At 39.6% G+C, this 16,808-nt stretch carries 12 protein-coding genes; all 12 read right to left on the bottom strand.

The features are described from left to right. Positions 1 to 21: 21 nt before the first annotated feature. Positions 22 to 1,278 (bottom strand): efflux RND transporter periplasmic adaptor subunit, encoded by a 1,257-nt coding sequence (locus C7972_RS08915; RefSeq protein WP_110356059.1) that lies wholly within the window; start codon positions 1,276 to 1,278, stop codon positions 22 to 24. Positions 1,279 to 1,294: 16 nt separating this feature from the next. Continuing rightward, entirely contained in the window at positions 1,295 to 5,710 is a 4,416-nt protein-coding gene (locus C7972_RS08910) for a CusA/CzcA family heavy metal efflux RND transporter (RefSeq protein WP_110355854.1), read from the bottom strand. 117 nt (positions 5,711 to 5,827) lie between these two features. After that, the gene (locus tag C7972_RS08905) at positions 5,828 to 6,223 is read right to left on the bottom strand and encodes a hypothetical protein (RefSeq protein WP_258364803.1); all 396 of its coding nucleotides are present in this window, start codon (positions 6,221 to 6,223) and stop codon (positions 5,828 to 5,830) included. Between the two features lie 53 nt (positions 6,224 to 6,276). Further along, the gene (locus C7972_RS08900; protein ID WP_044403658.1) at positions 6,277 to 8,067 is read right to left on the bottom strand and encodes an efflux RND transporter periplasmic adaptor subunit; all 1,791 of its coding nucleotides are present in this window, start codon (positions 8,065 to 8,067) and stop codon (positions 6,277 to 6,279) included. 68 nt (positions 8,068 to 8,135) lie between these two features. After that, positions 8,136 to 8,618 carry a DUF305 domain-containing protein gene (locus tag C7972_RS08895; RefSeq protein WP_044403659.1) on the bottom strand — a complete coding sequence of 161 codons (483 nt, stop codon included), beginning with the start codon at positions 8,616 to 8,618 and terminating at the stop codon, positions 8,136 to 8,138. 19 nt (positions 8,619 to 8,637) lie between these two features. Continuing rightward, positions 8,638 to 11,139 (bottom strand): heavy metal translocating P-type ATPase, encoded by a 2,502-nt coding sequence (locus tag C7972_RS08890; protein ID WP_044403660.1) that lies wholly within the window; start codon positions 11,137 to 11,139, stop codon positions 8,638 to 8,640. Position 11,140: 1 nt separating this feature from the next. Continuing rightward, on the bottom strand, positions 11,141 to 11,434 hold the full coding sequence (locus C7972_RS08885; protein WP_044403661.1) for a hypothetical protein: 294 nt from the start codon (positions 11,432 to 11,434) through the stop codon (positions 11,141 to 11,143). A gap of 11 nt (positions 11,435 to 11,445) precedes the next feature. Continuing rightward, complete coding sequence (locus C7972_RS08880; protein WP_044405199.1) at positions 11,446 to 12,669, bottom strand: permease; 1,224 nt, start codon at positions 12,667 to 12,669, stop codon at positions 11,446 to 11,448. Positions 12,670 to 12,757: 88 nt separating this feature from the next. Then, on the bottom strand, positions 12,758 to 13,213 hold the full coding sequence (locus C7972_RS08875; RefSeq protein WP_110355853.1) for a heme-binding domain-containing protein: 456 nt from the start codon (positions 13,211 to 13,213) through the stop codon (positions 12,758 to 12,760). Further along, a complete protein-coding gene (locus tag C7972_RS08870) occupies positions 13,214 to 13,807 on the bottom strand; it encodes a DUF3347 domain-containing protein (RefSeq protein WP_110355852.1) in 594 nt (197 codons plus the stop codon). A 42-nt stretch (positions 13,808 to 13,849) separates the two neighbouring features. Further along, the gene (locus tag C7972_RS08865; RefSeq protein ID WP_110356058.1) at positions 13,850 to 16,171 is read right to left on the bottom strand and encodes a multicopper oxidase domain-containing protein; all 2,322 of its coding nucleotides are present in this window, start codon (positions 16,169 to 16,171) and stop codon (positions 13,850 to 13,852) included. Positions 16,172 to 16,239: 68 nt separating this feature from the next. Then, on the bottom strand, positions 16,240 to 16,806 hold the full coding sequence (locus C7972_RS08860) for an AraC family transcriptional regulator (RefSeq protein ID WP_110355851.1): 567 nt from the start codon (positions 16,804 to 16,806) through the stop codon (positions 16,240 to 16,242). Positions 16,807 to 16,808 lie beyond the last annotated feature (2 nt).

Below are 16,808 nucleotides of genomic sequence, written 5' to 3'. Positions count from 1 at the left end.
AAATCTTTGATTGTTATTGAATTAATGTCCGTGTTCCAGTTCGCCCTTGACCATTTCCGAAGACAGGTTATAAGCTCCGTTTATCACGACTTTGGCATCCTTTGAAACTTCGGCAGGAAGATTGACTTCAACAAAGCCTAAATCAGTAATACCGACCGTTACGGGTATCATTTTGAATTTCATTTTGCCCGCTTCCATTTCTTCATCTTCATCCAAAATGAAAATGAAGGATTGCTCGCCTTCTTTTATAATGGCAGCTTCCGGTACGGCAAAACCCTTTTTCTCGCCCTGCACTATGCGCCCTTCCACATACATACCCGGCAATAGGTTTTTATCCTTGTTTTCAATATCTGCCAGAACTTCCAAAGCTTTTGGGTCTGTATTGAAGGTTTTACCAACAGACCGAACGGTTGCTTTAAGCAGTTCATCTGGACGAGAGGCCGTGGAAAAATATATCTGTTGCCCTTGCTTGATTTGCTTTATGTCCTTCTCATATACTTTGAAGTTGACATAAATTTTTGAGTTGTCGCTTATCGAGAACATTTTGGATTGTTGTGCCACGTAATCGCCAAGGCTAATCATTACTTCATCCACATACCCACTTATAGGCGAGGTAATGGGAACAGCGGAATATATCTGTCCTTCCGCCACTTTGTCCGGGTTAATGCTCAACAGTCTCAATTGGGACCGCAAACCATTGACGCTGGATGTTGTAGAACGAAATTTTGACTGTGCCATTTGAAATTCCTTGCCAGAAGAAACACCTTTATCATAAAGAGTCTGCTTGCGCTCAAAATCCTGTTTCAAAAAGACCAATTCATCATTTTTTTCCTGATAATCTTGTTGCATTGCAATGATATCAGGGTGTTCTATATATGCCAACACCTGTCCTTTGCTTACGTTATCTCCGGGTATTACTTTTATGGAACTCACATTTCCACCAACAAAAGGACTTATGTTCGCCTTGTCCTGTGGGAAAAGTTCCAGCGTTCCTGTTACCTTAATGTTGTTCCCTAAATTGCGTTCCTCCAAAAGTTTCATTTCCAAACCTATGGTTTCGGCCTGTTGCTTTGTGAGTTCCACAACGCCTTCTTCCTCGCTGTGACCTTCTTCTTCTCCTTCACTGTGGCCTTCCTCGCCGTGTGCATCTTCTCCAGCTTCATTGGTTTTTGATACGCCTTCGGCTTCGTTATGCCCAAGTTCAGATTTTGGGGCATCATTACAACTCATAAACATAAGTGTAAATAATACGGTACTTACTAATAGTATATTCTTCATTTCTCTTTTTTTAAGGTTATAAATTGCCCAATTGATATTGCATATCAATGGTCTGCTGGTTAAACTGATTGATGTATTGTAAATGGTTTTGTTTAATGCGGATGGCACTATTGAGAATCGTGATGTAATTGACGTAATCTATTTCGCCTTCTTTAGATGCCAATTGTGCGGTGGTAATTTGTTCTTCTGCCAAGAGTAGTGCGCCTTCTTCGTAATATTGCAAAATCTTCTTTGTTTTTTCAAGGGATTTGGTCAATTGCGACACACGACTTTCCGTGACCGCCTTTTGTTCCAAATATTGATTCTCTGCTACCATTGCGTCTGCCTTGGCTGCCTTGACCCTCGACTTCTGGGGAAAAAACCATAACGGAATGCTAATACCTGCCTGATAGGTGTTGAAGCCTGACACTTCATCCACAACCTGTCTGCCATACGATAAGCTGAATTTCGGTAGGAATTGTGATTTCTCAACGCCCACGTTTGCTTTACTTACTTCGGCATTTTGCAAGGCATATTGCAACATTGGGTTATTCGCTACCGAAGTGGAATCTAATGTCGCCATAAAATCCAATGTTTTGTATGGTTCACTAATCGTTTCAATGGATTCATCCGTTCCCAAATATTGTTTTAAGGCACGTTTGGCTATTTCAATATCATCAAAGGCTTGTTGCCTTAATACTTGAATCTGTTGAAATTCGGAAGAGGCTGAAATAAATTCCAATTTGCCTGTTTCTCCCGTATCATACCGAAGTTGGGCAGCGGTCTTAAAATTGGCATAAATACTGTCCAGTTGGTCTGCAAAGCGCAACTGCGCCTTATAATAATTTATTTGGTCATACGCTTGCATCACATTACGCACCAATTGTTGTTCACTGGCCACATAAAACTTTTCTCCCAAGGCAATACGCTCCTTATAAAACTTCGATTTTGAAAATCCGGATAGCAAATCAATATTGCCCTGTTGCACACCAACGGTTGTTTGTACTCCAGGAAGATTATTACCATATTCTTCTTTGCCTGTGAAAACTTGGGTGCTACCAAGGTCAAAACTCGTTCCCTTTAGTGCTTTTTCCCGTTCAATAAAAGCTTGGCTCTCTTTAAGGGATGGATAATTCTGTTTTGCCAGAGCAATGGCCTCATCAATGGTCAATGTCTTTGGAATTGTACCATCTTGATTAATGTCTTGGGCAAACGCAGTTCCAGAAGCCATCAAACCTCCAACCATCAATAATACAGTTACAATGTTCGTTGATTTGTTGACATAACTTACATCTCCATCGTTATTGTTTCGTTTCTTTCTCGATTCGAGCCAATAATACAATACAGGAAGGACCACAAGCGTTAAAAATGTTGCGGTTATCAAACCGCCAATAACCACTGTTGCCAAAGGCCGTTGCACTTCCGCACCGCCAGAGGTAGAAATCGCCATCGGGATAAAGCCCATAATGGCCGCTGTTGCCGTCAGCAGAATTGGTCGTAAACGTTCGTGCGTTGCTTCGTATATTCGTTTTTTTAAGTCTGTCATTCCACTTTCTTTTAGTTCATTGAATTTGTTTATCAGTACCAACCCGTTTAAAACCGCAACTCCAAAGAGCACAATAAAACCTACTCCGGCAGAAATACTAAAAGGCATTCCCCTTATCCAAAGGGCAAACACGCCACCAATAGCCGCCAAGGGCACTGCCATATAAATCATTAGGGATTGTGAGAACGAACTCAATGCAAAATAGAGCAATATGAATATTAGGAAAAGTGCAATAGGCACTACAATCATCAATCGGTCTGAAGCACGTTGAAGGTTTTCAAACGAACCTCCGTAGGTTACAAAATAACCTGGCGGTAGTTTCACGTCCGTTTCCAATTTTTGCTGTATTTCCTCGACCATCGATTTCACATCGCGCCCACGAACATTTACACCAACCGAAATACGACGAGAGGTATTGTCCCTTGAAATCTGCATTGGCCCGGGTTTGTAGCTGATATCTGCCACTTCCTTTAAAGGCACTTGCGCTCCGTTTGGCAAATCGATATAAAGATTTTTAAGGCTGTTGATGTCCTGTCTAAATTCCTTTGCCAAACGAATGACCACATCGAATCGTTTTTCGCCCTCAAAAATCACACTTGCCTGTTCGCCTGCAAATGATGCACTTACATAATCGTTCAACTTGTCAACGGTTACACCATATTGGGCCATTTTTGCACGGTTATATTCCACCGTCATTTGAGGTAAACCGCTTGTAGCTTCCACATTGAGGTCAGCCGCTCCGGGAACGGTTCTGATGACCGCTGCGATTTCCTGTACCTTGTCGGCTAACACTTCTAAATCCTCGCCGTACAATTTAATTGCCACGTCCTCACGAACACCGGTAAGCAATTCATTAAAACGAAGTTCTACGGGTTGGGTAAATACGAAATTTACGCCGGGAACGACTGAAATTTTTTCCTGTATTTTTTCTATGAGTTCTTCTTTGCTATCTGCGGAAGTCCATTTACTCTTATCTTTTTCAAGAATAATGTAACTATCGGCAATGTCCATAGGCATTGGGTCTGTTGGTATTTCGGCCACACCAATCCTTGAAACTACCGTTTTTACTTCTGGAAATTCATTAATTAGATTTTGAAGTTTTTTTGAAGCTTCAATGGACTCTGTTAGACTGCTCCCCGGTTTTATCAACGCTTGAAACGCAATATCGCCCTCATCAAATTTTGGAATAAATTCGCCACCCATATTGCTGAAAATAAATCCCGCAATCAATAGCAGGGCAACAGCGCCCATAACGACTCCAGCCCTAAAGCGAAGTGCAAAATTGAGCAATGGTACATAACCTCTGTTTAAACCGGACATTATTCTATCACTAAACCTATCAATCTTGTTTTCAAATTTGGCAAACCAACTATTCTGATTTTTAGCAGGTTTTAGGAACATTGCAGAAATCATTGGAACATACGTAAGACAAAGGATAATCGCTCCTAAAACTGCAAATCCAAAGGTAAATGCCATTGGACGGAACATTTTTCCTTCTACACCCGTTAAAAAGAGAATTGGTGTAAAGACGATAAGGATAATAAGCTGTCCGAAAAATGCCGAATTCATCATCGTACTTGCCGATTCATAGGCTATTTCATCCATTTCAGACTGGTCTATGGCGGTTGTGGTTTTTTTCATCCGTTGATGAATGTGGAATACCATTCCTTCTACAATGATTACAGCACCATCCACGATGATTCCAAAATCGATTGCACCCAAGGACATTAAGTTTGCCCATACACCAAATTGTTTCATCAAGATAAATGCAAAGAGTAATGATAAAGGGATTACCGAAGCGGTAATCAAGCCACCACGGAAACTTCCCAAAAGCAAGACAAGCACAAAAATCACAATCAATGAACCTTCAATAAGGTTTTTTTCAACGGTGCTTGTGGTTCTTCCAATGAGTTCACTTCGGCTTAAAAATGTATCTATGTAAACGCCTTCGGGTAGGGATTTTTGTATTTCTACAATGCGCTTCTCCACATTTTCGACTACGTTGCCTGGGCTTTCGCCTTTCAGCATTAAAATTTGTCCACCAACAGTTTCGTGTCCATCTTGGGTAAACGCACCATAACGTACCTGATTACCAAAGCCTACTTTTTCGGCGACATCCCGGACTAAAACAGGACTTCCATTTTGAGTCGTCACAACTGTGTTTTCCAAATCCTCGATACTTCGTGCCAATCCTTCGCCACGGATAAAATTGGCTTGGTGGTTTTTTTCAATGTAAGCACCACCAGTATTGGCATTGTTGACTTTCAAGGCTTCAAAGACCTGATTCATTGTAATACCGAAACTTTTCAGCTTATTAGGATTTATTGCAACTTCATACTGTTTTACATAACCTCCAAAAGCATTGACCTCGACCACTCCGGGGACTAATGCCATTTGACGTTTTACAATCCAATCTTGGATGGTACGAAGCTCCATTGCATCGTACTTATCTTCGTAGCCCTCTTTTAATTTTAAGGTGTATTGGTAGATTTCGCCAAGCCCTGTAGTTATTGGTGCCATAAATGGCGTGCCGAAGCCTTCGGGGATTTCTCCAGCAACTTCGGTTAATTTCTCTTGTACCAATTGCCGGGGAAGATATGTGCCTGCCTCGTCCTTAAATACAATGGTAACCACGGACAGCCCAAAACGGGATACTGAACGCAGCTCGATAACATCAGGAAGGTTTGCCATTGCCAATTCTACCGGATAGGTAACAAATTGCTCAATATCTTCAGTACCTAAATTTGGGGCAACTGTAATAACCTGTACTTGGTTGTTGGTAATATCGGGTACAGAACCCAGATTTATAGTGGCCATAGACCAAATGCCCGTACCTACAAGTGCCACTATAAAGAGCCCAATAATAAACTTGTTATTAATGGAAAATGAAATGATTTTGTTAATCATAGAAAAAGTATTAATTCAGTTTAAACCTCGCAATGCAATTAGATGCAATGCGTTTATAATGGGATGCTTACTTTGAAAAGCATCACGTAAGGATATAGCTATCCTTAAAAAACTGAATTATACTTTAGGGGGTTGGAAAAGCGATTCCAGATATCTGGAAGTGAAGTTTACTTTATGTAAGGTAAACTGTTTTTTCCCTTCAAACTTTAGTTGATTGGTTAAAGCCGAATTGTTGTTCGCAATAATTAATACTAGAGGGTGACAACATTGATGATGGGAATGGACTGGTGTATTCTCCTTATCTGGGTTATTATGATGCCCTTCATTTTTTGCATCATTGTCAATGTAATCTTCAACTACATATTCAAGGAAAGAGTCTCCATAAACTTTATGGTCTTGATAATGGGTAATAATGCTTGAAATTTCTTTAATTGGCCCACAAAAATCCATATCAATGCTAATTCCTTGAAAAAAGGATAGAAACGACATTGATATGGAAAAGAATATTTTCATAAAGTTTCACAAAGATACAAATTAATCGATGCACAGGTTGTGCAAAGATAGGTCTATTCAATTTCATCAGTTACACTCCCACAATCGAGCATTTCTTTTCCAAAATACGGATTGCGAATTTCCCTTTCTTTGCTCAACCAATAAGCTCCTACATTATTGTTTGCCATTGGGCAGAAATTCACATACACTTTTTCGTTGATGCCAAAAGTTTTTAATGTGTTAATGAAATGTGCCGAAAGATGGACAAAATGTCCCCGTTGTTTTTTGATGTCAGAAGTGTTGGCCATTGCGTTTGTGGATGCTTTTAATTCCTTTTCAAGGGTCATCCAATGGTTGTGCGCATCGCCCTTTAATAACTTCATATCCATTTTTTCCAAACTTTTCTGCAACCCATTTGCAGATTTTTTCGCTTTTTCTGCATCATCATTTACAAGTGCTTGGTCAATTAAAACATAGTTTTCAAAAACAGTGTTGAGCTGTTCCTTGAATTTTTTGGAAACTTCCAGTCTTTTGTTCATTGAGGAATGGTCTTTTGATGTACTGTCATTTGTATTTTCCATACCCAAATGCCCTTCGTGGCCTGTCATTGTCTTGCCACCACTGGCATTCATCATACTTTTTTTGCCCTGTAACTGTGCAGCTGCATCCACTGTAAATGTACCATTGGTCACTACTTCTTCGCCGTTGTTCAATCCTTCATCAATGGTGTAAACATTTCCGTTTTTTGTTCCCAAGGTTACTTCTCGCATTTCGAAAACGGGTTCGTTGGGATTGGTCTTTACGTACACCAATGAACGTTCGCCTGTCCACATAACCGCTGTGGCTGGAACTGTTATCTGTGATTGGTTGGCATTGCCTTTTGACATCTGCACTTTCGCAGTAACGAACATTCCGGGTTTCAACAAATCTTCTTTGTTGTTCAATGTGGCACGAACCGCAACTGTTCTTGATTTTGTGTTTAAGGTTGGGTCTATAAACGATACCGTTGCCTCAAATTCTTTATTAAGGTAGGCATTGGTGGCCACTTTTATTTTTTGACCTTCCTTGAGTTGTGAAATTTGGTTTTCATAGGCATCGAACATTGCCCATACCGTTCCCAAATCGCTTACTTTTACGATGGGTTGTCCTTGCTTTACGTAGTCACCTTCCTCTGCCATTTTTTGCGAAACCGTGCCCGAAACTGTGGCGTAAATGGGAAAATTTTCCCGCACTTTCCCAGAGCTTTCAATTTGGTTGATTTGGCTTTCAGAGAGTTTCCATAGTTTCAACTTATTCCTAACAGCATTGTAAAGTGCAGGTTGGGATTCCTTCATTGAGGCTGCCGTCAATAATTCTTGTTGTGCAGCAACAAGTGTGGGTGCATAAATAGTTGCCAACAATTGCCCTTTGCGAACTTCTTCTCCCGTGAAATTGACATTCAGCTTTTCAATACGGCCTTCAAAATAACTTGCCTGTACTGCGTTGGCTTCTTCGTTTGCCATAATCTTTCCTGAAAGTTGCATTGTATTGTCATCTGTTCCGGAAACATTCCCAACGATTGTTGTTTGGATATTTGCCAATGCCATTGCGTTTTCGGACATTTTTATTTCGTTCATTGCCAATCCGTCTGCGCCTGTTTCCGCAGGAATCAAATCCATACCACAAATAGGGCAATCGCCTGGTTCGGGTTGCATAATCTGTGGATGCATTGAGCAGGTCCACATTTGTTTTTGGGTCGCTGAATTCTCGCTCATATCGGAAACGTTTTTGGTGTTTTCGAGACTATCAGTAGAACTGCCGAAAAACACGTAGCCCAAGATTAAGCCCAATACCAATATGGCGATATAGATGATATATTTTTTCATAATTAACTTGTTTAAACCTACAAAGTGTCCGCTGCGGCGGAAACACCTTGCAGGATTGATTTTCAATATTATTTAGCTGCTTCCAAACGCTTTATCATTTCTTTCATTTCGCCGATTTCTTTTCGTTGTGCTTCGATAATATCATCAGCTAATTTTCGTACTTCCGGGTCTTTTATATCGGCTCTTTCACTTGTTAGAATAGCAATAGAATGGTGTGGAATCATTGCTTTCATCCAAAGTATGTCGCCAATGATTGGGCTTTGCGCCCTAACCAAACCAAGTGCACTAACAAAAAGCACCAAACTTCCCAATAAAATGGCGATGTTCTTTTTCTTATTCTGATACATTTTTCGCATAAAAAACCACATTATTACTGCCATTGCTGCGATGCCCAAACAACTCATATAAAACCGTGTTAAACTGAAATATACGTGGTCGATTGAATATGTATTGAGGTACATCGTGATGTACATTGCAATAAATGATGCGGCGAGCATCAAAATAAATTTTGTGTAATTGCCTTTTCCTGTGTGTTGATTTGAATGTTCCATTTTTTTTATTTTTTGTTGGTTAAATTTTTACATTTCTTAATCTTAATGAGTTCATAATTACTGAAACGGAACTAAAACTCATTGCCAAGGCTGCAATCATTGGGGATAATAACAATCCGAAAACGGGAAATAATACTCCCGCAGCTATTGGTATTCCCAGAACATTGTATGCCAAAGCAAAAAATAAATTTTGCTTAATATTTTTCATTACGTCATCACTTAAATTTCGAGCTTTTACAATACCGTGCAAATCGCCTTTTACCAAGGTTATCATTGCACTTTCTATGGCGACATCAGTTCCTGTTCCCATTGCGATACCCACATCACTTTTTGCCAAAGCTGGTGCATCATTGATGCCATCGCCAGCCATTGCCACAACTTTTCCGCTGTTCTGTAATTTTTCTACTTCCTGAAGTTTGTTTTCGGGCAACATTCCTGCTTTGAAATCGGCAAGGTTAAGTTCCTTTGCTACCGCTTGGGCGGTGTCGTGATTATCGCCTGTAAGCATAATCACTGCGATACCTTTATCTTGAAGTTCTCTAATTGCTTTAGCACTTGTGGCTTTTATTTTATCGCCAATTACAACATAGCCTGCAACTTTTGAATCGATGGATAAATAGGAAACTGTTTTCCCTTGCTTTTGAAAAGCTTGTGCTTCAGTTTCCATTTCTGAAGTCAATTTAGCCTTGGCATATTCCATCATTTTGGCGTTACCCAAATCCACTTTTTTTCCGTTGATAGTTCCTTCAACACCCTTTCCTGTTACGGCACTAAAATTTTTAGTATCCAAAAAATCTGCTTTTTGCTCTTTACCATATTTAACGGTCGCTTCGGCAAGTGGATGCTCGCTTGATTTGTTTAGGGACACTATATATTGCAGAACCTCATTTTCAGAAAAATCAGTACCAAAAGCACCAACTTTTTCAACCGTTGGTTTTCCTTCGGTTATTGTACCTGTCTTATCAATAATAAGTGTGTCCACTTTATCCATTTTTTCCAAAGCCTCTGCATTTTTGATTAGCACACCATTTTGCGCGCCTTTGCCAACACCTACCATCACGGACATTGGCGTTGCCAATCCCAAGGCGCACGGACAGGCGATAATCAAGACTGCAATGGCGTTTACAAAGGCATATACATAAACGGGTTCTGGGCCAAAAATAGCCCATACAATAAATGTGATTACAGAAACAAGCACTACAATGGGAACGAAATAACCCGAAACAGTATCGGCCAACTTTTGAATTGGCGCACGACTGCGGCTCGCATTGTTGACCATTTGGATGATTTGCGACAGCAAGGTGTCTGAACCTACCTTTTCGGCTTTCATTAAAAAGGATTGATTGCCGTTGATTGTTCCGCTGCTTACTTTGTCATTCATACTTTTATTTACAGGAATGGGTTCTCCAGTAATCATCGATTCATCAACAGTAGTTTGGCCGTCGGTTATTATTCCATCGACGGGAATTTTATCGCCGGGTTTTACACGAAGTATATCGCCTTTTTGAATTGTATCAATCATTACTTCTTCCTCTTTGCCATCCTTTACAAGAATTGCTTTATTGGGTGCGAGCTTCAACAATTCCTTAACTGCGGAATTTGTTTTGCTGTGGGCACGCGCTTCCAATACTTGTCCCAATAAAACCAAAGTTAGGATTACTGTGGCAGCTTCAAAATAAACGTGCACAGCACCTGATTCTGTTTTAAACTGCTGTGGAAAAAAATCAGGGAAAAACATTCCAAATACACTGAAAAGCCACGCTGCACCTGCACCTATTCCGATAAGTGTGAACATATTAAGGTTCCAAGTTTTGATGCTACGGTAGGCACGTTCAAAAAACATCCAAGTAGCATAAAAAACAACGGGAATTGAAAGTGCAAACTGTACCCAATTCCAATATTTTTGTTCCATCAAAGTGTACAACGGATTGTTCGGAATCATCTCGCTCATTGCCATCAGGAAAATGGGCAAGGTAAAGGCAACCGCTATCCAAAACTTCTTTAATAGTTTTTTATATGTTTTTTCCTCTGCGGATAGGTCTGGTTGCATAGGCACCAAATCCATTCCGCAGATGGGACAGCTTCCAGCTTCATCGCGAACAATTTCTGGGTGCATTGGGCAAGTCCATTGGTGTGATGCTCCCGAAGAAATACTTTGTTCCTCAACCAAATCCATACCGCAAACTGGGCAATCGCCGGGTTTGTCGTAGGTCTTGTCGCCTTCACAGTGCATTGGGCAATAGAAAGTGCCAGTTCCTTTCCCTTTAGGCTTTTCTTTTACTTTTACCTCTGAATCGTGATGATGTTCGCCCATATTGTGGATGCTATAATTTCCACCATCCTTTTTTAAGGCTTCTTGAAATTTTTCTATGGGAATATGGGTTTTCATCTCAATAGCTGCGTTGGCTTTTTCCAAATCTACAGATGCATTCTGTACACCTTCAACTTTAGAAAGTGTGGCTTCTACGTGACTGCGACATCCGTTGCAGGTCATTCCGTGAATATGATATGTGTGTTTCATTTTATCTTAATTTTTTTCGCATTGCTTCAGAAATATTTTCGGCGTAAACTCCGTAAGCATCCACCAATAAACCTTTTATTCCGTTTTTGGAAGAAATGGCATATAGTACACTATTGTCATCTGTGCTACTCATTCCTTCAAAACGAAACATACCATCGACCTCAAAATCTTCTGGATTCAATTCCAGCTTTAATGTTGCACATTCCAAACAATGCGATTTTAGGTTAAAATCGTAAACGTAGCCATCAGCCTGTAATCCTGTGATTGCTTCTGAAAGCGTATCATAATTTTTCATTTTTTATGTTATTAATTCACAAAAAATTTAACAATCAATCCGCCAGCAAGCCAAACATAACACGTCAATGCAGCGTATTTTAAAATGTTTTCCAACAGTTGGCTTTTTGGTGCCATTTCCTTCATTTGTTTTACATCCTTTCTTTTGAAAAATCCGAGGTAAATCAAAAACCCAGAAAGTGCTAAAAAGGCAATGTTCAAATAGAATGTATAGTCCAACTTAAAGTATTCGCTATCCTGAATTTTTACCTGTGATGGGTCTGGCAGAATGCTCAACAAATCAAAAGAATAATGCAAAATCAAGGATGCTCCTATAAGTGCCGTAAAAAGCAAAAAGAGGATAAATAGTGACATTTTCCAGCCGTAATATTTTGCATTGATACGTAGGATTGGAAAGACGACCAAATCGCTAAAGATAAATGCCATTACACCTGCAAAACTTACGCCTTTCCCAAAAAGCAAAGCTGCCAACGGGATGTTACCCATTGAGCCAATAAAGGTCAAAAATGCTGCGATAGGTCCAACGATTATATGTTCGAGGATTTCAAAAAAAGTGAAATCTGTATTGCCGTTACCGCTATTGATGAACAAGGTTTGAAAGAAGGAATCTGGCACAAACGCTGCCACAATTCCGGCAATTGTAAAACCTACCGTTACGTCCTTCCACACCATTTTCCATTCCATACCGTATTGTTTGGAAACCTTTGCCCAGCCTTTTTCAGATTGGATTTTCTTTTTCCACGATTTGGAATCGTCCATTTCATCATCATCCTTGTCCTTTAAATTCTTTCTTGCTTTTTCTATGAGTTTTTTTGGATTTATCAACCGTATCAATAGCCAAGAAAACAGTATCAACAAAATGCCACCAACGTATTCGCCAACCACAAACTGCCATCCGAGGAAAATTGAAATGATAATTCCGAGTTCGATGACCAAATTTGTTGACGCCAAAAGAAAGGCAATGGAAGATACAAAGCTTGCTCCTTTTTTAAATAGGGATTTTGTGGATGCCAGTGCAGCAAAACTGCACGAACTGCTTATAAAGCCAAAAAATGTACCGAGCAAAACACCCTTGCCTTCATTTTCTCCCATTGTTTCCTGCATCTTTTTTTCGATTACAAAAACCTGAATCATACTACTAATAATGTAACCAAGTGCAAATGCCCAAAGTGCCATCCAAAAAAAGCCTGTGGTGGTAAATGCAGCTTCTGCCCATTGTTTGAGAAAATTGTCCATATCGTTATATTTATTTGTGCCTGACTTGGGAAGGGTTTTAACTAACCAATCAATGAAAAAAAAATCATTCCCTTCCCACATCAGGACTTTATTGTAAACTGTCTTTTATTTGCTTCATATAGTTTATAACCAATTCTTTTTCAGATGTTGATAAAATGGCATCCCTGTGAATCAAAGTGTAAGAATACAAAGGCATTTCTCCGCTTTCTATCTGTTTGATAATTGAACGAAGTTTACTTGATTTTCTTCGGCTTGAAAGCGAGTCCCATTCGTTAAAATTAAGTTCGGCCTTGCCTTCTTTAATGTGGTCTTCCAAAAACCAAGCAACAGGTTGAATTTTATTGTACCAAGGATAATCTGTATTGTTACTGTGGCAATCATAACAGGATTCTTGCAATATCATACTGACATTTTTTGGTGGTTTGTTGACCATCACAAAATCTGATTTTGGTATGACATCACTTTGGTTGCGCTCTGTGGGCACAAATTGTATGACCACAAAGACCACCAATAAAATCAATGCTATGATTTTCACAATTTTCATTTAGTTGATTTCCTTTTGCACTTTTCCGCAAGCCATCATTTTGCTTCCATAATAAGGATTTTTGATTTCTTTTTCCATACTTAACCACGCACTGCCGCCATCGTACATTGGGCAAAATTGTTGGTACAAAGTAGTTTCTGTTCCAGTAATGGCCACCATATCCAGAATATCCTTGCTCAAGGTTTTGAAATGTTCGCGCTGGTGGTCCATTTCGCTTTTGCCTATGTGTTCTGCGTGCTCCTTTGCATCTGCGATAATATCTTTCAGTTCGGTTTGCTCTTCGGAAGTATAGCTGCTTACATCAAAACTGTTTAAAGAACTTTCCAATTTCTTTCCGGCTTTTGCCGCATCTTCCTTATTGGTTGCCACTAATGCATTTTTAAGTGCCATATAATCTGCCAATACTTGTTTTGCATCAGAATTTTGTTCATCGTTCATTGCCGTTTCGTCAGATTTATCCGAAACGTTTTCTTGGTGCATTTCACTGGACATCGGTGCTGCCGATTCCTCGTTTTTACTGTCCTTGCAGGACATTGCTGTTAGGCTCACCAAAGCCATTGCCATAATTGCTGTGGTTACTCGTGCTTTTTTCATTTTGATTTACATTTAAGATTAATATTTGTGTTTAATTTATTTTTAAAATCTCACAGAAAGCCCACCACCTGCACCAAAACGGTTGTCGTAGCTTGCCATCAATGAGAAGTTTCTTGATAAAAAATATTCGATTCCTGCGTTCCAAGTGACTTCCTTGCTGAAATTATCTCCCATTGGAAGGTCATCTACCCACCCGAAATCTGCTTGGTACTCGTACATCCCGAAAATTGCCGTTCTTGGGAAAATCAGGATTTCACGGCTCAAACTTATTTGCGGCCGTAATTTGCTATCCATTCGCACATCGAGATTGAATAAATATGGGGTTAAGAATCGTACACCCGCAATGGCTGTGGTAGAAATTTCATCCAAACTATCTTCCATTTCATTTTCGATATTTACACCACCAAAAACCCTTAAATAATCGTGCAGGTAGCGTTCGTAGGTAACTTCGGCTTCAAGGTTCTTGTTCCAGCCGTATTCTGCCATCACATTAAATTGATTGCGAATGTTTGAGGTTATAAAATTAAATTCCGTCATATGCGAAGCGGCATCTACCATTGCCAACGTATAGTATTTATCGGCTTCGGAAATCAAGCCACTTATGGGATATCCTTTTAAGCGGTCATCCCTTGTAGTATCATAGCTCATAACCCTTGCCATTCCGCTCATCATATGGTATAGGATGTGGCAGTGAAAAAACCAATCGCCATACTCATTACCATAAAACTCTATCGTCACTTCTCCCATTGGCGGTACATTGACGGAATGCTTCAAGGGCGAATATTCGCCATTCTCATTGATAACCCTAAAAAAGTGACCGTGAAGGTGCATCGGGTGGTGCATCATCGTGAGGTTGTTTAGGGTAATTCGGGTCACTTCTTTATGGTTTATCTTAATTTGGTCAGTTTCCGAAAGTGGCACACCGTTCATACTCCAGATATAGCGGTTCATATTTCCGGTAAGGTTCAGAAGGATTTCCTTTACTGGAATATCTTTGGAATAATTAGTTTTTGCTGGTGATTTGAGGTAATTATAATTGTACTCCGAAAACATTTGCATTCCATCCATATCGGCCATTTGCATATTGTCTATTTTCTTTCCACCCATATCCATTTTGGAATGGTCCATTTTATCCTTCATTGTGGAATCTATGGACATATTCATATTTTCATCTTTCATTTCCATTTTTGAGTGGTCCATTTTGGAATGGTCCATTTTCATTGCATCCATTTGCATCCCGTATTCCTCTTTCATCTCAAAACGTTCATCTTTTTTAGGCTGGAATTTTAAGGCGTGAGCTCCCATTTTCATATCCATTTTTGCCATTTGCTGCATCATCTTGATTTTATCGGGCCTTGAAACTACTTCCGCAGGTATCACTTTACCATTTCCAATAAAGGCAGTTGCCGTGCCCGACCCATCCTGTGCCATTGCGCGGAACTCAATTTTGCCGTTTTCGGGGATGGTTACTATAAAATCATAGGTTTCGGCGATGGCAATGAAGGTTTTGTTTTTTTGGACAGGTGTCACATCCAGTCCATCCGCAGCTACCAAGGTGGGCATTTCGCCACCAAAAGTCATCCAAAATTGGGTAGAGGCTGAACCATTAATGATGCGTAACCTCACTTTTTCGCCTGCCTTAAAATTGGGATATTCGGGATTTTGCTGACCGTTTACCAAAAACGCGGGATAATAGATGTCGGCTATATCGGCACCTTCCATCCGTTGCCGCCAAAAATCGAGCTGTGCGCCAAATGCGCCGCGTGCAATCACTTGGTTTAATGGTGTGGATGTTCCTTTTTTTATTCCATACCATTCGTTACCTCGCTTTAGATTGCGTAATACATTCATCGGTTTTTCGTTTGTCCAATCGGAAAGCATCAAAACCAAATCTGTATCATAATCCAAGGTTTTTTCTTTTGGATTTATAACAATTGAGCCAAAAACACCGCTTTGCTCTTGTAACATTGTATGGGAATGGTACCAATAAGTTCCAGATTGCCTGATGGGGAATTCATATTTGAAAGTGGTTCCTGGCTTAATGGGTGGCGTGGATAAATAAGGAACGCCATCCTGAAAATTGGGCAATAAGATTCCGTGCCAATGGACGGAAGTCTCAACGCTCATTTCATTTTTTACGTAAATGACGGCATATTCGCCTTCGGTAAATTCCAGAGTTGGTCCTGGAATCGTTCCGTTTACGGTCATTCCCTCAACCTCTTTACCAGCCTTATTGACCATTTCTTCCTTGATGGTCAATGTGTATTCGTGAACTGGCAAATTATTTGTATTTCCTTCATTTTGTGTAAATGCTGTATTGACGTAAAATAATACGAGCATAAAAGCATAACATATTTTCTTCATTGGATTATTCATTTCTTTCAAAATTAATATTGATATTCAGCAGCTTGTGTCATAATCTTGGTTTATAGTTATATAATTCGGTCTAACGATGTGCGGTCATTTATTTGTTGTGATTTATAAATGGTAAGGCTCATTCCTGTTTCGGTTTTAAATTGCCTGCTTAAATGGTTTATGTTGCTATAATTAAGAATCTGGCCAATTTCAGTGAAATTGAATTCTTGATTTTGAATGAGCTCTTTTACTTTTTCGATTTTCAATTTGATAAAATATTTTTCTATTGTAATACCTTCCATTATTGAGAACAATTTGCTCGTTTTGGAATATTCCCTATTTAGTTTTTCTTCGAGATACTTGGAAAGTTTCCTGTTTATATCCAACGGTAGATTTTTCAAAAGCTTAATCAACTCAATTTTTACTTGTTCCACCAATTGTTTTTCAGGGCTTTCTATCACGGAAAATCCGTTTTTCTCTAAAATCGAAACCAAGGTTTCTCGGTAGTCGGTATCTTGAATATTCAGTTTTATTCTACCCAATTCAATTTCGAACAAATCGATATTCTTATCTTTTAATTCGTCCGTCACTACTTTGATACACCTATCACAGACCATATTTTTTATGAAGAAAGTTTTTTCCATCG

The sequence above is a fragment of the Arenibacter sp. ARW7G5Y1 genome, assembly GCF_003201775.1.
Classification (GTDB): Bacteria; Bacteroidota; Bacteroidia; order Flavobacteriales; family Flavobacteriaceae; genus Arenibacter.
The sequence above is the reverse complement of the archived record's forward strand: the minus strand, read 5'-3'. Positions and strand labels throughout refer to the sequence as shown.